The sequence below is a fragment of the Streptacidiphilus sp. ASG 303 genome (genome assembly GCF_020991365.1).
Classification (GTDB): domain Bacteria; phylum Actinomycetota; class Actinomycetes; order Streptomycetales; family Streptomycetaceae; genus Peterkaempfera.
The window spans coordinates 53361-76820 of record NZ_JAJLRA010000028.1 but is presented as its reverse complement, the minus strand read 5'-3'; the positions used below and the strand labels follow the sequence as shown (position 1 = coordinate 76820).

Here is a 23460-nt window from a genome sequence, read left to right as displayed (position 1 = left end):
TTACAGCGCCGATGGTACTGCAGGGGGGACCCTGTGGGAGAGTAGGACGCCGCCGAACAATCATTGAGGGCCGTGGCCCCGGCAGGATTCTGCCGGGGCCACGGTCTTTTTCGCGTCTGTGCGCGTGTGCGTGTGTGTGGTGTGCCGGGGGATCGGGTGGGTCCGGGAGGGGGCCTCGTGGCCGGGAACGGAGGCGGGGCCCCTTTCGCATGCCCGGAAACGGAGCACGACCGGGTGGGGGCGACCACGACCGCCGGACGGGACGGATCGACGGGGCGGCCGGCTCGCCCGTCCGGACCGCGGGGCTGCCGGCCCGGACGGTCAGCCCTGCAGCACGGCCGTGGCGCCCGTGCGCCAGGTCTGCTCGGTGCGGCCCTCCGCCCATGCGAGGCCCACGGCGGTGCCCGGGGTGCCGCTGGTCGGGGTGAGGGCGAAGCGGCTGTCGACGAACGGGCGGATGGACCCGTCCGCCCCGTTCTGCCAGCGGAGGTTGTTGCCGTTGGAACCGGACACGGCGGAGCACTCCCAGATCCCGACGCCGTTGCCGGTGCTCCCCCGGGAGTCGAGGCAGAAGTCGGGGTTGGCGTAGTTGCGGATGAGGTTGTCCGAGCCGGTGTACCACTTCTGCGTGGTCGCGCCGGTGCAGGTGCTCACCACGACGTCGGCGTTCTGCGCGACGAACTGGCTGGCGACGTCGAGGCAGAGGCCGGAGCGGACGTTGACCAGCTCGCTGTAGGTGATGCCGTTGGTCGGTGGCGGGGGGACGGGGACCGACCTGCCCGGGGCCGGACGGCCGGAGGCGCCGGGGGCCCGGCCGGTGCCGCTGGAGGGGCCCGGGGCACCGGGGGAGGCCGAGGGGCCGGACGCCTTCGGGGAGGCCGACGCACTCCCCGGAGCCGACGCCGGAGCCGAAGGGGGACGGGAGGCCGGGAGGGTCGTCGTCACGGTGGCGAAGGCGGTCGTGCCGGTCACGACCAGCGGGGGACCGCCGAGGGGGTCGTTGCCGCCTCCGGCCGCGCTGGTGCTGGTCGACGGGACCAGCGTCACGATCGTGGTCGCGGCGGTGGCCACGACGAACACGACCGCGGCCGCCGCTCCCGCGGCCGGGAACTGGCGGGCCAGCCGCACCAGCCGCCATCCGGCGGAGGCGGTGTCCGCGGCCCCCGCGCGGGTACCGCCGAACGGCCCGCCCCCGCCGTCCGTGGCCCCGGACGCGCCGCCGTGCACCGCCGGTGCGTGGGCGGGGCCGGTGCCCGGCAGGCGCGGGACGCCGACGGGGATGGTCCGGCCGGTGACGGTCCTGGCGAGGCGGGCGGCGACATAGGCGGCGCCTCCCCACAGCAGGAGCCCCTCGGCCAGCACGGCGTCCGGGCGCTCGTCCATCCCCACGAGGTCGGTGAGCAGGCGGGAGCAGCGCGGACAGCCCGCGAGGTGCCGGTCCAGGTCCTCGTTCTGGTGGACGCCGGAACGCCGGGCGGCGGCCTCGACCAGGCCGCTGAAGCGCCGGCAGTCCTCGCCTGCGGAGTTCTCGGTGTGGACCTGGAGGTAGACGTCGCGGTAGGCCTCGCGGGCCTTCTCGCGGAGGTAGGGGACGCTCTGCGGCTCGATGCCCAGGAGGTGCCCGGTGGTGGCGTCGTCGTCCTCCTCCACGACGGCGTGCCACAGGAGCGCCTGGGTGCGCTCGGGGAGGGAGCGGAAGCTCAGCAGCATCAGCGACCGGGACTCCGGGGATCCCGTGTCCGGGTGCCCCGCGGCCGGGGCCGCCCGCTCCTCGTCGAGCCAGGCGGCGAAGTCGGGCGCGAGTTCGGCCCGACGGGTGGTGGCCGCCCATCCCGCGGCCGTCCGCTGGACGAGCATCAGGAGGTGGTGCCGCCACGCCTCCTTGGGGCCGCCGGAGGCCTGGACGGCCCGCTGGGCGGCCTGGAAGGCGTCGTCGGCGAGTTCCTCCGCCGCGTGGGAGTCGCGGGTGCAGATGCGTGCGTAGGAGAGCGTCCCGGGCAGGTGGCGGCGGCGCAGCTCGTCGAGCGCCTCGTGGGCGATGGGCTCGTCGCTGCGGAGGAGCCGGGCGAGCTCGGCGTCGGGCATGGATGTGCACGGCGGTGCGTCCAGGCTGGCCTCGCCCCAGAGGGTGTCGGCGGTCCCCGCCGCGTCCGCGGTGCGGGGACGGTCGGACTGGTCGAACCGGTGGAGCTGAGACACGCTCTCGACTCCTCGTCCTGCGGCGCTCCCGTTTGCCGGTGGTGACGCGCGGCCGCGCGAAACGGTTCAGATGCGCGGCAGGATCCGGTCGGTCTCCGGTGGTGCGTGGACACCGGATCGCTCCGCCGCGGCCCGGGGCGCCCCTCGAAATCGTGGGGTTGGGGCTGACCATGTTGCTGGACTTTGCTGCCGGGTGGAAGAGGAGATTACCCGTCAGTTGCAGTTCTTTCAGAAAGGACGACAAGTTTGTGTGCAACCGGTGGCCGTGCGTGGGGTGTCCGGCCCGCTGGGGGCTCGTGTGAGACCTTTTGTCAGGGAGAAGTCCGCTTCGTCGCCCCCCGTCGGGGACATGGCGCGAGCATGCCGAGTCGGCGCGCCGGCCCGTCGGCGCACCGGCCCGCCGGGGAATCGGTCCGTCAGGGCGTGTCGTCGAACCGGACCACCGCGGACGCCCCCGTGGGCGGGTGCAGGACGACCGCCTCGCCCTCGGCGGCCCCCCGGGCCGCGGCCGGAACCGGCCCCCCGGCCTCCGGCCCCGCCGTCGCCGCCAGGAGCGCCCCCACCGACGCGCCGTCCGCCGGGCCCAGGACCGTCCGGGTCGCCGCCTCCGTCCACAGCCTGTGGACGGAGCGCCCGTCCCAGCGGGCCCGGGCCTGCTCCGGGGAGCGGAGCACGGCGAGCACGGGGACGCCCTGGGCGCCGCCGCGCGCGACCAGGTCCGGCAGGGAGGGCAGCGGTGCGACCGCGCCCACGTCGTCGAGGACGGCGAGCAGTGGTGGGTCGAGCCGGCCGGCGGATGACCCTACGGCCATGCGCCGGCCACGCTCGACCACGTCCTGCGCGAGGGCGGTCAGGAGCGGCATGACGCCGGGCTGGTGGTGGGGCGCCTCGACGGGCCGCCCCACCAGGTACAGGGTTCCCCGTTCGGACAGGAACGACTCCACGTCGAGCCGGTCCCCTGGGGACGGCGAGCAGGCCTGCAGGACGTGCAGCTCCTCCAGGGACGAGAGCGCGCCGGCCACCAGGCCCGATGCGGCGTCCCGGAGTCCGGCGCCGGAGGCGTGCGGCGCCGCCAGCACCGCCTCCAGCTCCCCGCCCCACCCCTCGGCCGCGCCGCGGTCCGTGCGCAGGACGCGCAGCGCCTCCCGCGCGCCGTGGCCGCCCGCCCAGCGGTGCACCTGGCGGAACGGCCGTCCGTCGAGGGCGGCCGCGTGCAGCCAGCACCGCAGCAGGGTGCGGGCGGCGGCGTGGACGGCGGCGGCCGCGCCTCCGCCGTGCGGCGGCGTCACGGCGTGCAGCAGCGCGTCGGCGCGGGCGGTGGCCGCGGCCGGGTCGCCGCAGGAGTCGTGGGGCGCCCACCGCAGCCGCTGGGGGGTGTCCGCGGCGGTCAGGCGCAGCGGGTCGAAGACCAGCACGGGCCCGGTCTTGCCGCGCCGTTCGGCCGTGGCCTCCCAGGCGGCGGGACCGGCGCAGGTGGCCAGGACGGGCCCGGGGGCGTGCGCGATGGCGGGGTGCACCAGCAGCGGGCCCTTGGAGCGGGCCGCGGCGGGCGGGGCCAGGACGCAGTGGCCGCGGTCGAGGGCTGCGAGGAGGGGGGTGCCGGTGGCGGTGTCGCGGCCCAGGGAGACGCCGTAGGCGAGGGGGTTGGGCGCGGTGCGGGCGCCGGGGCCGGCGAGTCCCGTGTCGGGCCGGGACCGGATGGCGGCCGCCCGGGGCAGCAGGGCGTCGAAGGACAGCGGGTGCGGCGGCGCCGGCGTGCGGGGGAGCGGCGGGGGCGGTGCGGCCTCCGGGGGCCCGGCGGGGGCCGGGCGGCCTCCGGGGGCGGGGGCCGGTACGGCGGGTGCTGCGGGCGCCGGATCCTCGTCCACAGGCTGTGGACGGAGATCCGGCGCGGGTTTCGCCGCTGTCGGGGCTGCTGCCGGGGCGGCCGGGGCTGCGTCCGCCCCCCGCGCGCCCCGTGCGGCGCCGCCGGCGGCCGTCCGGCTCAGGCGTGCGCGGGCGGCGTACCCGAGCAGGAGCAGCCCGGCCAGGGCCGCCAGCAGCAGGAGGAAGGCCCACCAGAAGGCCGCCGCCGAGGGCAGCGGCGCCGGCGCCCGGTCGGTGCGGGCGGCCGGGGCCCAGGCCGCACCCAGGTCGTGCGGGGCGGTCGCCAGGCGCCGGAGGGCCTGCGCGGACCGGGTGAACGGCAGGTCCTGCGGCCAGGCGCCCCGGGTGGCCAGGGCGGCCAGCCCGGTGGCCGTCCAGACGAGCGTCACCGAGCCGAGGAGGAAGGCCAGCAGGGCGACCACCGCCCCGTCGGGTATCCCCGAGCGGGGCGGTGGGGCAGGTGCGGACGGGGAGGGTGCGGGGGGACGGGTCATGGCGTTCCGGTGGGGGCTAGGCGGCCGGGTCGTCCGCGAGCTGCTGCTCCGCGCGCGTCCGTTCGGCGACCGCGTCCTCGGTCATGGCGCGGTCGGTGTAGACGAGCGGCCGCTCGGTCTCGGTGATGATGTGCTTGACGACCTGCACGTTGCCGTTGACGTCCCAGACGGCGATGCCGGGGGACAGCGTGGGGATGATCTCCACGGCCCAGCGGGGGAGCCCGAGGACCCGGCCGGTGGCGCGGGCCTCCTCCGCCTTCTGCATGTAGACGGTGCGGGTGGAGGCCATCTTGAGGATCGCGGACGCCTCCCTGGCCGCCGCGCCGTCGACCACGTCGGAGAGGTGGTGGACGACGGCGACGAAGGACAGGCCCAGGCGGCGGCCGAACTTCAGCAGCCGCTGGAAGAGCTGTGCCACGAAGGGGCTGTTGATGATGTGCCAGGCCTCCTCGACCAGGAAGATGCGCTTCTTCCGGTCGGGGCGGATCCAGGTGTGCTCCAGCCACACGCCGACGATCGCCATCAGGATCGGCATGGCGATGGAGTTGCGGTCGATGTGCGACAGGTCGAAGACGATCAGCGGGGCGTCGAGGTCGATGCCCGCCGTCGTGGGGCCGTCGAACATGCCGCGCAGGTCGCCGTCGACCAGCCGGTCCAGGACCAGGGCGACGTCCAGGCCCCAGGAGCGGACGTCGTCCAGGGAGACGCCCAGCGACTCCACCGAGGCGGGGTGGGGGTTGCGCAGCGTGTCGACGATGTCGGTGAGCACCGGCTGGCGGTCGGTGACCGCGGCGTGGACGTGCCCGTGCGCGGCCTTGAGGGCGAAGCCGGCCCGCTCCTCCAGGCCGCGGCCCATCGCCACCTCGACGATGGTGCGCAGCAGCGCCAGCTGGCCGGTGGTGGCGATCGCCGGGTCCAGCGGGTTGAGGCGGATGCCCCCGTCGAGGGCCGCCGCCGGGTCGAGCCGGATGGGAGTTATCCCCAGCGCCTCCGCGATGAGGTTCCACTCGCCGACCCCGTCCTCGCCCTGGGCGTCGAGCACCACGACCTGCCGGTCGCGGAAGCGCAGCTGGCGCAGGACGTAGGTCTTCTCCAGCGCCGACTTGCCGTTGCCGGACTCGCCGAGGACCAGCCAGTGCGGGGCGGGCAGCTGCTGCCCGTACAGCTGGAAGGGGTCGTAGACGTAGCCCTTGCCGCTGTACACCTCGCGGCCGATGATCACACCGGAGTCGCCCAGGCCGGGGGCGGCGGTGGGCAGGTAGACGGCCTGCGCCTGGCCGGTGGAGGTCCGCACCGGCAGCCGGGTGGTCTCCACCTTGCCGAACACGAAGCTCGTGAAGGCCTCGGTCAGCGCGCTCAGCGGGGACGGCATGGCGACTCCTCGGTGCGGCGGCAGGCGGGGGCGGCGGCGTGCGGCGGACTCACCGGCGGATGCCGGTGGCGAAGGGGAGGGTGTTCACGAAGGCCCGGTGGTGCTCGCGGTCGCACCACTCCAGCTTCAGGTAGCTCTTGCCGGCCGAGGCGCGGATGGTGCGCTTGTCGCGGGCCAGCGCCTCGGGGGAGCGGGAGGAGACGGTGATGTACCCGACCAGGTTGACGCCCGCGGCGCCGGAGGCGAGGTCGTCGCCGCGCTGGTCGACCCGGCCGGAGTGGGCGAGGTCGCGCGGGTCGACGGTGCGGTTCATCTTGGCCGCCCGGCTGGCCTCGGCGTCGTCGTTGGTCTTCTCGGTGAGCATCCGCTCGATGGCGACGTCGGTCGGCTCCAGGTCCATGGTGACGGCCACGGTGCGGATGACGTCCGGGGTGTGGACCAGCAGCGGTGCCAGGAAGTTGACGCCCACCGGGGTGAGCGGCCACTCCTTGACCCAGGCGGTGGCGTGGCACCACGGCTCGCGGGTCGCGGACTCCCGGGTCTTGGCGGTCAGGTACTGGGGATGGGTGGCGTCCAGCTCGGCCGGCCAGGCGTTCCGCCGCGACATGGCCTGGATGTGGTCGATGGGGTGGTCCGGGTCGTACATGGAGTGCAGCAGCGAGGAGAGCCGGGCCTGGCCGAGCGGCTGCCGGACCCGGATGTCGGCCTCGGCGAGGCGGGCGCAGATGTCGGTGAGCTCGCGCGCCATGACGGCGGCGATCCCCTCGTCGCCGCGGGCGCGGCGGTGCGCGGTGCGGCCCATCGCGTTGGCCTCGGCGGCGAGGTCGCGGGTGTAGTGCATGCAGGCGACCAGGTAGGCCCGGTGTTGCTCGGAGGAGGTGGAGACCATCGACTGCAGCTGGTCGTAGGAGTGCTGCAGCCACGGCGGGGCCCCCGGGTCGCCGCGGCGCTCGACGTCCTTGGCGTGGGCGTCGGGGTCGGCGGGCAGGGTGCGGGCCAGCATCTGGATGCGGGTCACGAAGCCGTCGCCGTTGGCGACGTGCTTGAGGAGGGTGCCGAACCGGTCGACCAGCGCCTCCTGGTCCTCCGAGTCGCGCAGGCCCACACCGGGCCCCTCGATCTCGATGGCGGCGGTGACGGTGTGCCGGTCCAGGTGGAGCAGGACGGCGACCTCGTCGGGCCCGAACGGTGCGGACAGCCAGCGCAGCCGCCCCACGCCGGGCGGCGGGCCGACCTCCACCTCGCGGCCGTCCAGCCGGGTGCCGGCCTCCATCGCGGTCGAGGCCCAGGCGGCGCGCCCGGAGCGGACGGTGCGCCGGTAGCTGCGGTTGATCTCCGCCCACTTGTAGAAGGTGCGCTTGCGGTACGGGACGTACACCGCTGCGAAGGCCAGGGCCGGGAAGCCGGCCAGGCCGAGGATGCGCAGGGGGAGGAGCGGGACCAGCAGGCCCCACATCATGCCGAGGAAGGCCCCGGCGATGATCAGCAGCACCTCGCCGGTCTCCCGGTTGCGGCCGATGACCGCGTTGGGCCTGGCCTTGCCGATGAGGTAGGTCCGGCGCTGGTGGACGTACGGGCTGCCGCCGTACTGCCCTCCGTACTGGCCGACGGGCTGGCTGGACACCGTCCGTCACACCCCCTTCGAGGTCGGGCTGCTGCGGTGGGCGGAGGAGGCGGGCGGCGGCGACTGCGCCGGGGGCCCGGCCGGGGCCTGGCGGCCCCCGCGGCCGGAGTGGGCGGCGATGCCGGAGCCGACCGAGCCGCCGGAGGCGGCGGCCGGGCCGCCCTGGGCGCGGGCGGGGGCGTCGCCGCCGCCGCGCGAGCCGTGGGTGGAGATGCCCTGCTTCACGAAGTTCGCCGGGCCGTTGACCACCGCCTGTCCGGCGGAGACGGCGCCTGCGCGGGCCCGGCGCATGGCGATCATGTCGTCGCCGAAGCCGGGCACGAAGCGGTAGATGGCGGTGCTCGCGAAGATCGACAGGAAGAGGATCGCCAGGCCCGACAGCACCCGGGCGAACGCGTCGGACGCCCCCGCGTCGGTGGCGATCGCCCCGGCGAGGCCGAGCACGATCACGATCACCGGCTTGGCGAGGTCCACCGCGACCATCAGCCCCGCCCAGCGGCGCACGTGCTGCCACAGCTGCCGGTCGACCAGCCCGGCGTAGACGGCCGTGCCGAGCAGCGCGCCCACGTAGAGCATGGCGGCCCGGATGAGCAGCTCCAGCCAGAGCACGGCGGCGGCGAGGACGGCGACCAGCGAGACGATGATGAGGATCAGCGGGCCGCCGCCGAGGTCCCCCTTCTGCAGGGTGTCGGCGAAGCCGCCCAGGTAGGTGCCGGTGTCGGACTTGGTGCCGAGCGCGATGGCCTTGGTCACCCCGTCGGTGGCGGTGACCACCGTGTACAGGATCAGCGGGGTGAACGCGGAGGCGAGGACCGTCAGCCACAGGAAGCCGACGGCCTCGGAGAACGCCTGCTGCAGCGGCGCGCCCCGGACGGCCCGCTTGGCCACCGCCAGCAGCCACAGCACCAGGGTGAGGATCGTGGAGGCGGCGAAGACGACGGCGTACTGGCGCAGGAACGCGGCGTTGGTGAAGTCGACCTCGGTGGTGCCGTCGATCGCGGCGGACAGGCGGCGGATGACCCAGGCGGCGGCCTCGGCGCAGCCCTTGGCGAGGGAGCCGAGGGGGTCGGTGACCGTGTCGAGGGTGCCGCCGCCGGGCAGTCCGCCGCCGGTGTCGCAGCGGCCGCTGCCGGGGCCGGGCAGCGTGACGCAGGTCGGTGACGGGCTGGGCGACGGCCCCGGGCTCGGCGCCGCCAGGACGGCCCGCGCCGCGGCCAGCGCCGTGAACTGCAGGGCGGCGAGGGCGCCGGCGAGGACGCCGACTCGGCGGAGGAGGGGGCTAGCGGGCATAGCGGAAGCCTCCGTACTGCTCGGCCGCGGACCTGATCTCGTCGGCGCTCGCCGCCCGCTGGTCGCCGTTGACCGGGGCGGGGCCCGCCTGCTGGCGGAAGTCGGCGACCTTCCAGTCGCCGCCCGCCCACCGCAGGGTGAGGGTGAGGGTGAACCAGTTCTCGGCGACGGGCTGGGTGGAGCCCTGTCCGGCCAGGCCGATCAGGCCGTTGCTCCACACCGCGACGCGGGCGCCGTCGCCGCCGTACTGCTCGGTCCTGGTGCCGACGGGGACGGTGCGGCTGATGAAGGTGAGGCCGGCGGGTGCGGCGCCGTGCTCGTCGAGGCCGTACCGGGCGGCGGCGCCCTGGGCGAAGGCGTCGTCGAGGCGGCGCTGCAGGGCTGCTGCGGCGGCGGGGTCGGCGATCGCGGCGACCACCGAGTGCCGCGTGCCGGGGTCGAACATCCCGGCGGAGCCGAGGGCGACGGCGTAGTTGGCGGCCGCGGACTGGGCGCCCTGGTCGGTGTGGGGGAAGCCGGTCGGGATGCCGTCGGCCGTGGTGGTGTCGACGGGACGCCGGCCGGTGGCGGCGGTGGGCGCGGCCCCGCCGCCGGAGTCGCCGGAGCCGCCGCCGGAGGAGGTGCCCGTGCCGCTGCGCGGGACGGGCTTGTCGCGGTTGGCGAAGGAGATGGCCACCACCAGCAGCACGAGGACGGTCATGACGGTGAGCAGGGTGCGCAGGGGGCGCGGCTGCCTGGTCGGCGGCGCGGAGGGCAGGTCGCCGACCGGGAGCCGCGTACGGGTGTGCGGCTGGTCGTCCGACAACGACACGGCGGGCCCTCCTGGGACGAAGGAAGGAGCAGCCCCGGCGGGCGGACCCGGGGCACGCGGTGGCAACAGTGGTGGATGGTGGTGGACGGGAGCGGCGGTCACAAGGGGCGCATGACCGGCGTCCGGGGGCAGGGCCGCGGGACGTGTGCGCTGTGGGAGGGCGCAGCGCCCGCTGCGGGATGACTAATCAGATCGTCAGATGGCCATCCCGTAGACAATGGTGAACAGGGTGCCGAGCGAACCGATGATGAACACGCCGGTGAGCCCGGCGATGATCAGGCCTTTCCCCTGTTCGGCGCTGAAGGTGTCCCGCATCGCCGTGGCACCGATGCGCTGCTTGGCCGCACCCCAGATCGCGATCGCCAGGCAGCCCAGGATGGCCACCGCCATGACCACCTCGACCATGACCCGCGCCTCCGCGCCGAGACTGGCGAACGGGCCCCAGTCGGGCGCGATGCCGCCGATGATCGTGTTGATGTCGCCCTTCGAGGGCGCCGCGCTGAAGTGGTCCGCAGACTGGAAGGTCATGTTCTCTCACCGCCTGATCAGGCATTCAAGGCCCCGCACCGGCTCCGGGCGAAGGGACGGGGACGGTTCTTGGCCAGATTTGGTGTCGACTTGGCTGTTTCCGGGGGATGTGTCGTGCGGTGCGGGACGTGTCGGCCACGATGGTCCGTGGCGCGGCACCCTGTAGAGGATACCGCTCACTCCTCGTACCTCTGATGATTGCTCAGAGCAACTCTCTGCCGCACACTGTGCGGTGGCGTCAGTCCGTCGACCCGGCATGTGCAGGGGGCATGTGATGGTACTCCGCAGGTCCCTCGCCGTGGCCGGGGCGGCAGGGGTCGTCGGGCTCTCCTTCGTCGGCCTGGTCGCCGTCGGCACCTACGCCGCCTCCGGGCCCGCCCCGGCCGGCACGGCGGCCCTCGCCCCCGGCACCGTGCCCGCCGCCTACCAGGGCCTCATCCAGAAGTGGGGCACCCTCTGCCCCGAGCTCAGCCCGCCGCTGCTGGCCGCCCAGCTCTACCAGGAGAGCGGCTTCGACCCCACGGCCGTCAGCCCCGCCAAGGCCTACGGCATCGCCCAGTTCATCCCCGCGACCTGGGCGAGCCACGGGGTGGACGGCAACGGCGACGGCAACCGGGACATCTGGGATCCGGCCGACGCCATCCCCTCCGCCGCGTCCTACGACTGCGCGCTGGCCCGCGACACCCGGGGCGTGCCCGGCGACCGCGTCGCCAACATGCTCGCCGCCTACAACGCCGGCCCGTACGCGGTGATCAGCAACGGCGGCGTCCCCCCCTACGCCGAGACGCAGGGGTACGTGCGGCGCATCCGCTCCCTCGCGGCGAGCTTCACCGCCGCCGCCGGCCCGGTCGGCTACTCCGCGCAGGCGGCCGGGGCCATCTACTTCGCCCAGGGCAAGCTCGGCACCCCCTACCTGTGGGGCGGCGAGGGACTGCCCTCCCAGGGCGGCCGCTTCGACTGCTCCGGCCTCACCCAGGCCGCCTACGCCACCGTCGGCATCCGGCTGCCCCGCGTCGCCAACGACCAGTGGTACGCGGGCGGGCACCCCGCCCGCGACCAGCTGCGCCCCGGGGACCTCGTCTTCTTCGCGCACGACCTGAACGACCCGCGCACCATCCACCACGTCGGCATCTACGTCGGCGGCGGCTACATGATCAACGCCCCGCACACCGGGGCCGTGATCCGCTACGACCGGATCGACACCCCCGACTACATCGGCGCCACCCGGGTCACCTCCGGCGGCGCCGCGGCCCTTCCGGCGCGCGGACGGGACGGCACGATCGCCAACGGGTCCGGCGCCCCCGCAGGCCCTCCGGCGAGCAGCTGACGCCCGGTCGGGCCCGGGCGGCCGGCCGCCGCGCACCGGGGACCCCGGCTGCGGGCCTCCCCGGTGCGGGTCCCTGCGGCGAGGAGCCGTGCGCGGCTGGCCCGTCCATGGCGGGCTCGTCCACAGTGGATCCGTCCGCGGCGGGTCCGTCCGCGGCGGGTCCGTCCGCAGGGGCCCTCTGCCGGACCCGTCCGCCGAGCGTCCGTGTGCGGAGGGTCCGTGTAAGGGAGGCGTGTGCGGCCAGTCAAGTTTCCATAACACTGCGCTCCGCGCGGAACGGCGTCCCCTCCGCACGGCGTTCCGACAGCGGGACCGCCGTGGCGTGTCCGCCGCGGCGACGCGGGACCGAACAGGCACCACACCCGGCCGGACAGCCGACCGGCGGGCGGAAGAGGAGGTGCGGCGTGCCGACGCTGCAGGCTGACGGCTCCAACCCCGACGTCGGCCTGCTCTACGACGTCAACGGCCTGGCCCGCGACGCGCCGGGCTGGGTGGACACCGCCGTCTCCTGGGTCGGCGAGTACGGCATCCTGCTCGGCCTGCTCGCGCTCTGCGCCACCGCCTGGCTGCGCTCCCGGCGCCGCCCCGACGCCCCCGCCGCCGTGGCGGCTGTCCTCTGGGCCCCGCTGGCCGCCGGCGTCGCCGAGGTCCTCAACATCCCGGTCCGGGCCCTGGTGGCCAGACCGCGCCCCTTCGTCGACCACACCGGGCTGGACGTCCTGGCGAGCGGCAAGAACGACTTCTCCTTCGCCAGCGACCACGCCACCATGACCATGGCCGTCGCGGTGGCCCTGCTCCTGGTCGAGCGGCGCCTCGGGCTCCTGGCCCTCCTGTTCGCCCTCCTCGAGGGCTTCTGCCGCATGTACATGGGCGTGCACTACCCCACCGACGTGCTGGGCGGCTACGCCCTGGGGACGGCCGTGGTGCTGCTGCTCGCCCCGCTCGCCACGGCCGTCCTGGTGCCCCTGTGCCGGTCCGTGTCCCGCTCCGCCGCCCGTCCGCTGGTGGCCGCCGCCCCCGGACGCCGGGAGCGGCCCGCGGCGGCGCCGTACGACAGCGGGAGCGGACGCCCCGGGTCCGGCATGGCCGCCTGACCCGGCCACGCCCGGTCCCCGCACGCCGGAGCGCGGCCGCGGGAGGGCGGGAGGCCCCGGAGGGGCGGGGTCAGGCCGCCGCGTGCTCGGCGGCGTCCCGGCGGGCCCGGTCGCGGGACCGCCGGGCGGGGGCGTACCAGCCGCAGCTGCAGCGGGCCGTGCAGAACGAGCCGTTCTCCGTCACGTCCACGCGGTGCCCGGGACGGTCGCCGGCCGGGGGGAGCCCGGGCGGCGGCACGGGGTCGGCGGTCCGGACGGCGCCGGAGGCCCGCGCGGTCCCCGGCGGCGGTGTGCCGACCAGGGCGACGGGGCCGCGCAGGGCGGCGGGGTGCGGCGGGAGGGGGCCGTCGGGGAGGAGGCCGGTGGAGAGGGGGCCGGGGGCGGCGGGCCGCTCGGCGACCGGCCGACGGCTTATGGCACGGGGCACGTACCTCACGGTAACCCCGGCGCGTCCCCGGACGGACCCCGGGTCGTAACCCCGGTCCGGTCCCGTCGTTAGCCGGTGGGGACTCGTCCGCGGCCACGGACGGAGCCCCGGCACGGCGAACGGCAGCCATCCGGGACACGGGAACAGGACCACAGGGGGCTCAGAGCTGATGAAGCGTCGGGAACGCGGCACCACCGACCGGGTGCGCCGCTCGATCGGTTCCGCAGGGGCGGCCGCCGCCCTGCTCGCGGCGCTGGCCGCCACGGCCGGCTGCACCGGCGTCGGCGGCGGCGGGACGGCCGCACGGTCGCCGCAGATCTCCTCGGACCGTCTGGCCGACGACCCCCTCACCGCCGTCCGCAGCGCCGCCGACATCACCGGCCACTCCGGGTCCGCCCGCACGGCCACCCGCCTGGTGACGAAGTCGCCCGGCAAGAAGGCGGAGTTCCGCGGCACCGGCGTCTACGACTACGCCAAACGCGTCGGCACCGTCTCCGTCGTGCTCCCGCCGGGCGCCGCCACCAAGGGCCTGATGAGCGAGGTGGTCACGCCTGGCGTCGTCTACCTGAAGAACAGCGGCGCCAGGGTGCCGGCCGGCAAGTGGGTGAAGGTCCCCGTCGGGCAGCTCTCCGACGGCAACCTGGTCAGCAGCGGCAGTACCGATCCGGCCACCGCCGCCGGCGCGCTGCGCGGCGCCCGGACCGCGTCCCTGGTCGGCACCGAGACGGTCGGCGGCACCTCGCTGAAGCACTACCGCGGCACCCTCGACCTGGCCGCGGCGGCCGACGCCACCGGCGGGCCCGCGGCCGAGGGGCTGCGGGTGGCCGCCCGCGCCTTCACCGTCAAGCAGGTCCCCTACGACGTCTGGCTGGACGACCGGGGACGGCTGCACAAGGTGGTCGAGGTGTTCACCTTCTCCTCGGTGCCCGGCTCGACCGCTAAGCGGGACCGGGTGACCGTGGTCTCCACCACGTCCCTGTCGGACTTCGGCAGTCCGGTGCAGGCGGCCGAGCCGCCCGCCTCCCAGGTCCTCACGACGAAGGCCCTCGGCGGCTCCCGGTGAGCAGCTCCCGCTGACCCGTCCGCGCCCCGGCGCGCACCCCGGCCCGGGGTGCGCGCCGGGGCGCACCCGTCGCCGGTCCCTCCCGGTGCGCCGCCGTGGCCGGGACACGTCGGAGGGGTCCTTCGGGTGGGGTGCAAATGGCCCGTCCGTGCCATGTGGAGCGGGCCCGCGCTGCCTACCCTGGTAGGGGCGGGCCGTCTGCCGTGCGGGCGTGCGTCCGCCTCCGCACCACCGGGACGGGCGGGGGCGGCGACGCGAGGGGTCGACGACGAGGAGGTGGTGTGCGTGACGTCTCCGCGCCGAGCGGGTGTCCACGACCACGTGGCCCTCGACGAGATCGAGATGTGCGGCGACCTGATGATCGCCGCCTCGTCCAGCGGGGAGGACCGGCTGACGCCGGCCAGGATCGACGAGGTGCTGAAGGTGGCGCGCCCCGACGGGCCCGACCCGCACCGGGTGCCCCTGCCCCGCAACGCGTAGCGCGGCGGCCGTCCGGACCCGCTGCCGAGGCCGCCTGCCCGGGTCGCCGGTCGGGGCCGCCGGTCGGGTCCGCCTGCCCGGGCCGCGGCCCGCCCTCCGGCCGGCGGTGCGGCCGGGCCGCCTCCGCGGCCGGGCCCGTCAGGTGCGCAGCAGCCGGGCGATCGCCGCCGTGGCCTCGGCCACCTTGGCGTCCGCCTCCGGGCCGCCCTGCTCCACGGCGGCGGCGACGCAGTGCCCCAGGTGCTCCTCCAGCAGGCTCAGCGCGAAGGCCTGCAGCGCCTTGGTGCCCGCGGAGACCTGGGTGAGGATGTCGATGCAGTACACGTCCTGCTCGACCATCCGCTGCAGGCCGCGCACCTGTCCCTCGATGCGGCGCAGCCGCTTCAGGTGCTCGTCCTTGCGCATGCTGTAACCGTGCGGGCCGTGCGGGCCGTCACCGGCCGGCACGGGCAGCTCCTCCGACGCCGTCATGCCCCCAGGGTAGAGGCGCGGCTCCCCGGGGGTAGGGGCACGGCGTACGGGCAGCAGATCACGCAACGGTATCCACCGGTGCACGAGGGGGGCGCTCCGCCGTGGCGTCCGGCACACTGAGGGGCGCCCGCCCTCCGGAGGGAGCACGGGACCGGCGGCCTGCGGTACGGGGGTGCGCCGCCACCCGGTTTGCGCGTTCCGCGTCCCCAGCGCCTAGCATCGACAAGTCCGCACCCTGCACACCGGAGATTTCTGTGCGTTTTCGTCTGACCCCACGGGAGACGAGTTTCTACGACATGTTCGCCGCCGCCGCGGAGAACCTCGTCACCGGCTCCAAGCTCCTGCTCGAACTGCTCGGCTCCGACGTCGCCGCCCGCTCGGAGATCGCCGAGCGCATGCGCGCCGCCGAGCACGCGGGCGACGACAGCACCCACGCGGTCTTCCACCAGCTGAACTCGTCGTTCATCACGCCCTTCGACCGCGAGGACATCTACTCCCTCGCCTCGTCGCTGGACGACATCATGGACTTCATGGAGGAGGCCGTCGACCTGGTCGTCCTCTACGACGTGCAGCAGCTGCCGCAGGGCATCGAACAGCAGATCGAGGTGCTGGCCCGGGCCGCCGAGCTCACCGCCGAGGCGATGCCGAACCTGCGGACCATGTCCAACCTCACCGAGTACTGGATCGAGATCAACCGGCTGGAGAACCAGGCCGACCAGATCCACCGCAAGCTGCTCGCCCACCTCTTCAGCGGCCAGTACGAGGCGATCGAGGTCCTCAAGCTGAAGCAGATCGTGGACGTCCTGGAGGAGGCGGCCGACGCCTTCGAGCACGTCGCGAACACGGTCGAGACCATCGCGGTCAAGGAGTCCTGAGCACGGTGGACACCGCCGCACTCGTCGTCGTCGTCGGCGTCGCGTTCCTCTTCACCTACACCAACGGCTTCCACGACTCCGCCAACGCCATCGCCACGTCGGTCTCGACCCGGGCGCTGACCCCGCGGGCCGCGCTCGCCATGGCGGCCGTGATGAACCTGGCCGGCGCCTTCCTCGGCGAGGGGGTGGCCAAGACGGTCTCCAAGGGGATCATCGAGACCCCCACGGGCAGCCAGGGCATGACGATCCTCTTCGCCTCGCTGGTCGGGGCGATCACCTGGAACCTGGTCACCTGGTACTACGGCCTGCCGTCCTCCTCCTCGCACGCCCTCTTCGGCGGCATGGTGGGCGCGGCGCTGGCGGGCGGCACGGACGTCATCTGGTCCGGCGTGGTGGAGAAGATCATCATCCCGATGTTCCTCTCCCCGGTCGTCGGCCTGATCGTCGGCTACCTGGTGATGCTGGCCATCCTGTGGGCGTTCCGCCGGGTCAACCCGCACAAGGCCAAGCGCGGCTTCCGGATCGCCCAGACCGGCTCGGCGGCAGCCATGGCCCTCGGCCACGGCCTGCAGGACGCCCAGAAGACCATGGGCGTGGTGGTCCTGGCCCTGACCATCGCCGGGGTGCAGGAGGGCAGCACCATCCCGGTGTGGGTGAAGGTCTCCTGCGCGCTCATGCTCTCGCTGGGCACGTACGCGGGCGGCTGGCGCATCATGCGCACCCTCGGCCGCAAGATCATCGAGCTGGACCCGCCGCAGGGCTTCGCCGCCGAGACCACGGCGGCGGGCATCCTCTACACGACCGCCTACCTCTTCAAGGCGCCGATCTCCACGACCCACGTGATCACCTCGGCGATCATGGGCGTGGGGGCCACCAAGCGGGTGCGGGCGGTGCGCTGGGGGGTGGCGCAGAACATCGTGATGGGCTGGTTCATCACCATGCCGGCCGCCGCCCTCGTGGCGGCGGTCTTCTACTGGATCACCCACGCCCTGGTGCTCGCGGTCACCTGACCGCCGCCGGCCACCTGCCACCGGACGCCGATCGCCGATCGCCGGCCGCCGGCCGCCGGCCGCCGGCCGCCGGCCGCCGGCCGCCGGACGCCGATCGCCGCGGACGCGGAGAGGGCCCGCCCCCCGAGGGGGACGGGCCCTTTTCCATGTCCCCCGGCGGCACCGCCATGCAGCGCCGGGGGACAGCTCGTGGCGAGGACCGCCACCGCTCAGCCGAAGCGGCCGGAGATGTAGTCCTCGGTGGCCTGGACGGACGGGTTGGAGAAGATCCGCTGGGTGTCGTCGATCTCGACCAGCCGGCCGGGCTGGCCGACGCCCGCCAGGTTGAAGAAGGCGGTGCGGTCGCTGACGCGTGCCGCCTGCTGCATGTTGTGGGTCACGATCACGATGGTGAACCGCGACTTCAGCTCGCCGATCAGGTCCTCGATGGCGAGGGTGGAGATCGGGTCGAGGGCGGAGCAGGGCTCGTCCATGAGCAGGACCTGCGGCTCGACCGCGATGGCGCGGGCGATGCACAGGCGCTGCTGCTGGCCGCCGGAGAGGCCGGCGCCGGGCTTGTTCAGGCGGTCCTTGACCTCGTTCCAGAGGTTGGCGCCCTTGAGGGACTTCTCCACCACCTCGTCCAGCAGCGGCTTCTTCCGCACGCCGGCGAGGCGCAGGCCCGCCACCACGTTGTCGTAGATCGACATGGTGGGGAAGGGGTTGGGCCGCTGGAAGACCATGCCGACGGTGCGGCGGACGGCGACGGGGTCGACCCCGGGGCCGTAGAGGTTCTCGTCGTCCAGCATCACCTTGCCCTCGACGCGGGCGCCGGGGATCACCTCGTGCATCCGGTTGAGGGTGCGCAGGAAGGTGGACTTGCCGCAGCCGGAGGGGCCGATGAAGGCCGTCACCGAGCGGGGCTCGATGGTCATCGAGATGTCCTCGATGCCCTTGAAGGATCCGTAGTAGGCCGACAGTCCGCTGACGTCGATGCGCTTGGCCATGGTGTTTCTTCTCTCGTTCCTCGTCGTCAGGATGTCAGTGGCCGGCCTTGGGCGAACGCCAGCGCGCGACGGCCCGCGCGACCAGGTTCAGGCCCATGACGATGGCGATCAGGACCAGCGCGGCGCCCCAGGCGCGGGCGTAGGTCTGGTCGTTGCCCAGCGAGTACTGGTGCCAGATGTAGAGCGGCAGCGACTCCTGCGCGTCCTGGAACGGGTTGGTGTTGATGACGTCCGTGGTGAAGCAGAGCAGCAGCACGGGGGCGGTCTCGCCGGTGATGCGGGCGACGGCCAGCATGATGCCGGTGGTGATGCCGCCGATCGCGGTGGGGACGACGACCCGCACGATGGTCTTCCACTTGGGGACGCCCAGCGCGTAGGAGGCCTCGCGCAGCTCGTTGGGGACGAGCTTGAGCATCTCCTCGGTGGAGCGCACGACGACCGGCATCATCAGGATCGCCAGGGCCATGCTGCCGGCGAAGCCGGAGAAGCTGAAGCCCAGGATGATGATCCAGAAGGAGAGGACGAACAGGCCGGCCACGATCGAGGGCACGCCGGTCATGACGTCCACGAAGAAGGTGACGGCCTTGGCGAGGCGGCCGCGGCCGTACTCGACGAGGTACACGGCGGTGAGCAGGCCGATCGGCGCGGCGATCAGGGTGGCGAGGCCGACCTGCTCCAGGGTGCCGAGGATGGCGTGGTAGATGCCGCCGCCGGGCTCGGAGCTGATCACGCCGTTCATGGAGTGGCTCAGGAAGGTGCCGTCCACGACGCCCGCGCCCTGCTGGACCGTGTACACGGTCAGCGAGACGAGCGGGATCACGGCGAGGATGAAGCAGACCCAGACCAGGCTGGTGGCCAGGCGGTCCTTGGCCTGCCGGGTGCCCTCGACCTTCGCGGCCAGCGCGTAGGAGGCGGACACGAAGAGCAGGGCCGCGATGAGGCCCCACTGGATGTGGCTGGCGAGGCCGGCCCCGGCGCCGATCGCGCAGCCGGCCGCGACGGAGCCGGCCGCGGTGGCGGCGGGGGCCCACTTCGGGAGGCGGCCCCCGGTGAGGGAGGTGCGGCCGAGGGGCGAGGAGGAGGCGCGGTGCTTCACGTCGGTGCTCATGCGTTGGCCCCCGAGAACTCCTTGCGGCGGGCGATGATCAGGCGGGCCGCCGCGTTGACCAGCAGGGTGATCACGAACAGCATCAGGCCGGACGCGATCAGGGCGCTGCGGCCGTTGTCGAAGGCCTCGCCGAACTTGGCGGCGATGTTCTGGGCGAAGGTGCCGCCGCCCGGGTCCAGCAGGTGCAGGTTCAGCTTGTCCGAGGGGGACAGGACGGTGGCGACCGCCATCGTCTCGCCGAGCGCGCGGCCCAGGCCGAGCATGGAGGCGCTGATCACGCCGGGGCGGCCGAACGGCAGCACCGCGGTGCGGATCATCTCCCAGCGGGTGGCGCCGAGGGCCAGGGCGGCCTCCTCGTGCATCCGCGGTGCCTGCTTGAAGACCTCGCGGCTGACCGCGGTGATGATCGGCAGGATCATGATCGCGAGCAGGATGCCCACGGTGAACAGGTTGCGCGGGGCGCTGCCGGAGACGCCGTCGCTCTGGCTGAGGAGGTGGGTCCAGCCGAGGTAGTCGTTCATCCAGGCGGTCAGGCCGTCCAGGTGCGGCACCAGGAAGAGCGCGCCCCACAGGCCGTAGACGATGCTCGGCACGGCGGCCAGCAGGTCGACCAGGTAGGCGATCGGCTGGGCCAGGCGGCGCGGCGCGTAGTGCGAGATGAACAGCGCGATGCCGACGGCCACCGGCACGGCGATGGCCATCGCGATGACGGCGCTGACCACGGTGCCGAAGAGCAGCACGGCGATGCCGAAGACCGGCGGGGTCGCGTCCGGGTTCCACTCGAAGGTGGTGAAGAAGTGGCCCGTGTTCGAGCTCAGCGACTTGCTGGCCTGCCAGCCGAGGAAGACGGCGATGGCCGCCATGATCACCAGCAGCAGGATGCCGGACCCGCGGGAGGCGGCGAGGAAGAGCGTGTCGCCGATGCGGTTGCGGGCCTTGGGCGGGGCGGTGACCCCGCGCTGGCCGGTGGCCTCGGCGAGGGCGGCGGGCAGCTCGGCCGGGAGCTCGACCGGGGTCTGGCCGTGCGCGGCGTGGCCGTGGGAGGTCTGGTGGGGGCCGTACGGTCCGTCCCGGTCCTGCGGGACGGTCGGCGAGGGTGTGTCCATGTCTTCTCCGGTCTGTAGGCGCCTGTCCCTGGGGGACGGCGCCTGGCGGCGGTGCACCGGACTGTCGGTTCTGTCGGTTCTGTCGGCGGGCGGAGGGGGAGGGGGCCTTGCCGTGGCCGGTCCCGCCCCCCTCCGTCGGGGCCGGCCACGGCGGGGTCCCGCGTGTGCGGGACCCCGGGCGGTGGGTCAGGCGAGGGTCGGGATGACGGCCTTCACCTTGCCGGCGACCTCGGCCGGCAGCGGCACGTAGCCCTTGTCGGCGATGGCCTGCTGGGCCTCGTCGCTGATGGTGTAGTTGAGGAAGGCCTTGACGCCGGGGAGGGTCTCCGGCTTGTTGCCCTTGTCGCAGACGATCTCGTAGGTCACCAGGACGAGCGGGTAGGCGCCGTCGGCCTTGGTGGCGTAGTCGAGGGACAGGGCCAGGTCGCTGCCGGTGCCCTTGACCTTGGCGAGGCCGATGGTCTTGGCAGCCGCCTCGGCGGTGGCCTCGACCGGCTGGGCCGCACCGGTGGCGATCTTCGCGGTCTTCAGGCTGTTGGTCTGCGCGTAGGAGAGCTCGACGTAGGTGATCGAGTTCTTCTGCTGCTTGACCTGGCCCGCGAGGCCGGCGCTGCCGGTCGCGGCCTGGCCGCCCTTGCCGGCCCACTTCTTGTCGGGCTCGTACGGCCAGGCGGACTTGCCGGCGGCGGCCGCGAAGTAGGCGGTGAGGTTCTTGGTGGTGCCGGAGTCGTCCGAGCGGTGGAAGGCCTGGATGTTGGCGTCCGGCAGCTTCACGCCCGGGTTCAGCTTGGCGATCGCCGGGTCGTTCCACTTGGTGATCTTCGAGTCGAAGATCTTGGCGGTGGTCTGGGCGTCGAGGACCAGGTTGTCCACGCCGTCCACGTTGTAGGCGATGGCGACGGCGCCGCCCACCATCGGGAGGTCGATGCCCTGGCCGCCGGCGCAGACCTTCTTGGAGGCGTCGACCTCCTCCGGCTTCAGGGCGGCGTCGGAGCCCGCGAAGGCGACCTTGCCCTGGTTGAAGTTGGCCACGCCGGCGCCGGAGCCGTTGCCGTTGTAGTTGATGACGGTGCCGGAGCACTTGGCCTGGAAGGCGGCCTTCCACACCTCGATGGCGTTGGCCTGCGCGGTGGAGCCCGCACCCAGCAGCTGGCCGCCCTTGCCGCAGTCGGCGGCCGCGCCGCCGGCCGAGGCGCCGCCGGCGGAGGACGAGGCCGACGTGTTCGAGCCGGTCTTGGTGTTGTCGTCAGAGCCGCACGCTGCGAGCGACAGCGAGCTGACGACCGCCAGGGCGCCGATCGCGAGGGCCTTGGTGCGGCCGTTCCGCTGGAGCTTCACTGTGTGTCCCTTTCTGGCAGCCCCTGTACAACCTGACCTGGGGCTTCGCGGATTCACGACGGCCTTCCCGGACGCCGTTGACCCCGACGTTAGGCCGGGCAGGTGAAGCTGCAGGCGGGCGGACATGAACGGGGGGTGAACCTCGGAGGGATGCCAGGAGACCGCGGCCGGTAGTAACGGTTTCCTCACGGTGGGGACACGGTGGGATCAAGGAAATGTCGGTACCATGTCAGGCTGCCCGCCGCCGGGGGAGGCGCCCGCCAGCACCGCCAGCAGCGCGTCCACCAGCACCCGGTCGTGGTCGTGGGTGAGCCGGGCGCGCGCCGCCGCGGCGGGCAGCCACTCCAGCCGGTCGACCTCCCGGTTGGGCGCGAAGGCGCCGCCCGACGGCACCGCGGCCCAGTACCGGACCTCCTTCGGCCGCCCCCGCACCCAGTACCGCCGCACGGGCAGCTCGGCCCCCGGCACGCAGCCCAGGCCGGTCTCCTCCCGGACCTCGCGCAGCGCGGCCGTGAGCGCGTCCTCGCCCGCCTCCAGCTTGCCCTTGGGCATCGACCAGTCGTCGTACTTCGGCCGGTGCACCAGCGCCACCAGCGGCTCGAACCACGCGAACCGGGCCTCCGCCGCGTGCCGCGCCGCGCCGCCCGAGGCCCCCGGCAGCCAGAGCACCGCCCCCGCCGCCCGGACCGTCCGCAGCCGGCGCGGCCCCTGCCCGGCCCCCTCTCCGGCCGCCGCCGCACCCGGGCCGTCCCCGCCGCCCCCCGGCAGCGGGCCATGCCCCCTCAGCGGACCGCCCACCCGTGCCGGGCGCGGTCCGCGACCTCGGGCCACTGCCGGCCGAAGGCGTACCGGGCGGCCTCCACCTCCAGCCGCTGGTCCGCGTGGACCACCCCCAGCACGTAGGCCGTCGCCGGGGTGATCCGCGGGGTGCAGGCCACCGCCGCCGCGGTGGCGGCCGCGTCGGCGGCCTCCTGGTGCCGGTCCAGGACGCGCCCCAGCGCCCCCAGCCGGGCCGCCGTCCCCGCCGCCTGCCCGTCCAGGAGCGGCTCGCACACCTCCAGCGCGTAGCGGGCCCGCTTGGCGAGGATCCGCACCCGGAGCCACGGCGCGTCGTCCGCCGCCGGCGCCCCGGCCGCCCCCGGCCCGCCGACCGCAGCCCCCGGGTCGCCGGCCGCGGCTCCCGGGCCGCGGCCCTCGGACGGGCCCTCCCCGCCCAGCCGGTGCAGCGCGTCCCCGTTGTAGGCGGTGCCGGCGCTCGCCAGCGGCAGCGCCCGCGCGGCCCGCTCCAGCGCCCGCAGCGCGGCCGCCGCCTGCGGCAGCAGCACCTCGGCGGCCGGTCCGGCGGCCGGGGCGGCCAGCGGCACCTCCCCGCTCATCAGCGTCATCCGGTCGGCCAGGGCGTGCAGCCTGGCCGAGCGCAGCTGCTGCAGGTTCTCGCTGTGGACGCGGGAGCGGGCCGCCGTGAGCTGCCGCTCCAGCAGCGCCCGCGCCTTGGCGGCCCCCGCGTGCCCGGCCAGGATCCCGGTGCCGCCGCTGCGGTCGGCCCCCGGCGGTTCCGCGCCCCGCTGCGGGGGCAGCCGGTCGGGGGCCGCCGTCCCGGTCAGCGAGTCCAGCGAGCCCAGCAGCCGGGCCAGCCTGCGGTCGCAGGACGGCTCCCGGCTCAGCGTGCCGAGCAGCCACCGCAGCTCGTCGCGCAGCTCCTGCGCCCAGCCCGGCTGCACCACGGCCGCGAAGGTGTGCAGCGCCCCGCCGACCCGCCGGACGGCGCGCAGCAGCTCGCCGACCCGGTCCGCCGGCCCGCCCGGCCCGCGGCCGTCCGGCCCCCCGTCGGCCCGGGGCGGCCCGTCCGTGCGGGGCAGGGCGTGCACCAGCGGCAGGGCGCGGAGGAACGCCCCGGCCTGCGCGGTGAGGTGGACGGTGAGCACGTCCCCCGCGGTCGCGGCCGCCGGGAGCGACACGGACTGCGAGGACGGCGAGAGCGCGTCGTTCAT

Annotated in this window: 21 protein-coding genes; 6 read left to right on the top strand and 15 right to left on the bottom strand. The window is 74.6% G+C overall.

Features of this window, described 5'->3' with window-relative positions:
- Positions 1 to 321: 321 nt before the first annotated feature.
- The 7 genes from LO771_RS31480 to LO771_RS25320 all read right to left on the bottom strand — a co-directional run bounded on the left by LO771_RS31480 (position 322) and on the right by LO771_RS25320 (position 10184).
- Positions 322 to 2199: a ricin-type beta-trefoil lectin domain protein gene (locus LO771_RS31480; RefSeq protein WP_230746819.1), complete on the bottom strand. Its 1878-nt coding sequence runs from the start codon at positions 2197 to 2199 to the stop codon at positions 322 to 324.
- 416 nt (positions 2200 to 2615) lie between these two features.
- A complete protein-coding gene (locus tag LO771_RS31155) occupies positions 2616 to 4559 on the bottom strand; it encodes a type IV secretory system conjugative DNA transfer family protein (protein ID WP_304944863.1) in 1944 nt (647 codons plus the stop codon).
- Positions 4560 to 4575: 16 nt separating this feature from the next.
- Entirely contained in the window at positions 4576 to 5931 is a 1356-nt protein-coding gene (locus LO771_RS25340) for an ATP-binding protein (protein WP_230746816.1), read from the bottom strand.
- Between the two features lie 49 nt (positions 5932 to 5980).
- Entirely contained in the window at positions 5981 to 7555 is a 1575-nt protein-coding gene (locus tag LO771_RS25335) for an SCO6880 family protein (RefSeq protein ID WP_374228239.1), read from the bottom strand.
- A 6-nt stretch (positions 7556 to 7561) separates the two neighbouring features.
- On the bottom strand, positions 7562 to 8845 hold the full coding sequence (locus tag LO771_RS25330) for a hypothetical protein (RefSeq protein ID WP_230746814.1): 1284 nt from the start codon (positions 8843 to 8845) through the stop codon (positions 7562 to 7564).
- Positions 8835 to 9656: a hypothetical protein gene (locus LO771_RS25325; protein WP_230746812.1), complete on the bottom strand. Its 822-nt coding sequence runs from the start codon at positions 9654 to 9656 to the stop codon at positions 8835 to 8837. The genes LO771_RS25330 and LO771_RS25325 overlap by 11 nt, the downstream gene beginning before the upstream one ends.
- 195 nt (positions 9657 to 9851) lie before the next feature.
- Positions 9852 to 10184, bottom strand: coding sequence for a hypothetical protein (locus LO771_RS25320; protein ID WP_230746810.1), 333 nt, complete (start codon positions 10182 to 10184; stop codon positions 9852 to 9854).
- 274 nt (positions 10185 to 10458) lie between these two features.
- On the opposite strand from LO771_RS25320, the gene LO771_RS25315 reads away from it, so the two are divergent.
- Both LO771_RS25315 and LO771_RS25310 read left to right on the top strand, forming a co-directional pair.
- Positions 10459 to 11511: a bifunctional lytic transglycosylase/C40 family peptidase gene (locus tag LO771_RS25315; RefSeq protein WP_230746808.1), complete on the top strand. Its 1053-nt coding sequence runs from the start codon at positions 10459 to 10461 to the stop codon at positions 11509 to 11511.
- A gap of 404 nt (positions 11512 to 11915) precedes the next feature.
- Positions 11916 to 12605, top strand: a complete 690-nt coding sequence (locus tag LO771_RS25310; RefSeq protein WP_230746806.1) for a phosphatase PAP2 family protein — start codon at positions 11916 to 11918, stop codon at positions 12603 to 12605.
- A 70-nt stretch (positions 12606 to 12675) separates the two neighbouring features.
- Here LO771_RS25310 and LO771_RS25305 read toward each other — a convergent pair whose 3' ends face one another.
- The gene (locus tag LO771_RS25305) at positions 12676 to 13032 is read right to left on the bottom strand and encodes a hypothetical protein (RefSeq protein WP_230746833.1); all 357 of its coding nucleotides are present in this window, start codon (positions 13030 to 13032) and stop codon (positions 12676 to 12678) included.
- A 169-nt stretch (positions 13033 to 13201) separates the two neighbouring features.
- On the opposite strand from LO771_RS25305, the gene LO771_RS25300 reads away from it, so the two are divergent.
- Complete coding sequence (locus LO771_RS25300; protein WP_230746803.1) at positions 13202 to 14095, top strand: hypothetical protein; 894 nt, start codon at positions 13202 to 13204, stop codon at positions 14093 to 14095.
- Positions 14096 to 14380: 285 nt separating this feature from the next.
- Complete coding sequence (locus tag LO771_RS25295; RefSeq protein ID WP_230746831.1) at positions 14381 to 14575, top strand: hypothetical protein; 195 nt, start codon at positions 14381 to 14383, stop codon at positions 14573 to 14575.
- A gap of 138 nt (positions 14576 to 14713) precedes the next feature.
- Here LO771_RS25295 and LO771_RS25290 read toward each other — a convergent pair whose 3' ends face one another.
- Positions 14714 to 15046: a metal-sensitive transcriptional regulator gene (locus tag LO771_RS25290; protein ID WP_304944862.1), complete on the bottom strand. Its 333-nt coding sequence runs from the start codon at positions 15044 to 15046 to the stop codon at positions 14714 to 14716.
- A gap of 254 nt (positions 15047 to 15300) precedes the next feature.
- Here LO771_RS25290 and LO771_RS25285 point away from each other — a divergent pair, with 254 nt between their 5' ends.
- Positions 15301 to 15921 carry a DUF47 domain-containing protein gene (locus LO771_RS25285; RefSeq protein ID WP_230746801.1) on the top strand — a complete coding sequence of 207 codons (621 nt, stop codon included), beginning with the start codon at positions 15301 to 15303 and terminating at the stop codon, positions 15919 to 15921.
- Between the two features lie 5 nt (positions 15922 to 15926).
- Entirely contained in the window at positions 15927 to 16931 is a 1005-nt protein-coding gene (locus LO771_RS25280) for an inorganic phosphate transporter (protein WP_230746799.1), read from the top strand.
- 209 nt (positions 16932 to 17140) lie between these two features.
- Here the strand turns inward: LO771_RS25280 and pstB are convergent, their stop codons facing one another.
- The 6 genes from pstB to LO771_RS25250 form a co-directional block, all read right to left on the bottom strand.
- The gene (gene pstB, locus LO771_RS25275) at positions 17141 to 17917 is read right to left on the bottom strand and encodes a phosphate ABC transporter ATP-binding protein PstB (protein WP_230746796.1); all 777 of its coding nucleotides are present in this window, start codon (positions 17915 to 17917) and stop codon (positions 17141 to 17143) included.
- A gap of 34 nt (positions 17918 to 17951) precedes the next feature.
- The gene (pstA, locus tag LO771_RS25270) at positions 17952 to 19025 is read right to left on the bottom strand and encodes a phosphate ABC transporter permease PstA (RefSeq protein ID WP_230746794.1); all 1074 of its coding nucleotides are present in this window, start codon (positions 19023 to 19025) and stop codon (positions 17952 to 17954) included.
- A complete protein-coding gene (gene pstC / locus LO771_RS25265; protein WP_230746792.1) occupies positions 19022 to 20131 on the bottom strand; it encodes a phosphate ABC transporter permease subunit PstC in 1110 nt (369 codons plus the stop codon). The genes pstA and pstC overlap by 4 nt, the downstream gene beginning before the upstream one ends.
- A gap of 186 nt (positions 20132 to 20317) precedes the next feature.
- Complete coding sequence (gene pstS / locus LO771_RS25260) at positions 20318 to 21469, bottom strand: phosphate ABC transporter substrate-binding protein PstS (protein WP_230746790.1); 1152 nt, start codon at positions 21467 to 21469, stop codon at positions 20318 to 20320.
- 207 nt (positions 21470 to 21676) lie between these two features.
- Complete coding sequence (locus LO771_RS25255; protein ID WP_374228238.1) at positions 21677 to 22138, bottom strand: NUDIX hydrolase; 462 nt, start codon at positions 22136 to 22138, stop codon at positions 21677 to 21679.
- 113 nt (positions 22139 to 22251) lie between these two features.
- On the bottom strand, positions 22252 to 23460 hold the full coding sequence (locus LO771_RS25250; protein ID WP_230746789.1) for a CHAD domain-containing protein: 1209 nt from the start codon (positions 23458 to 23460) through the stop codon (positions 22252 to 22254).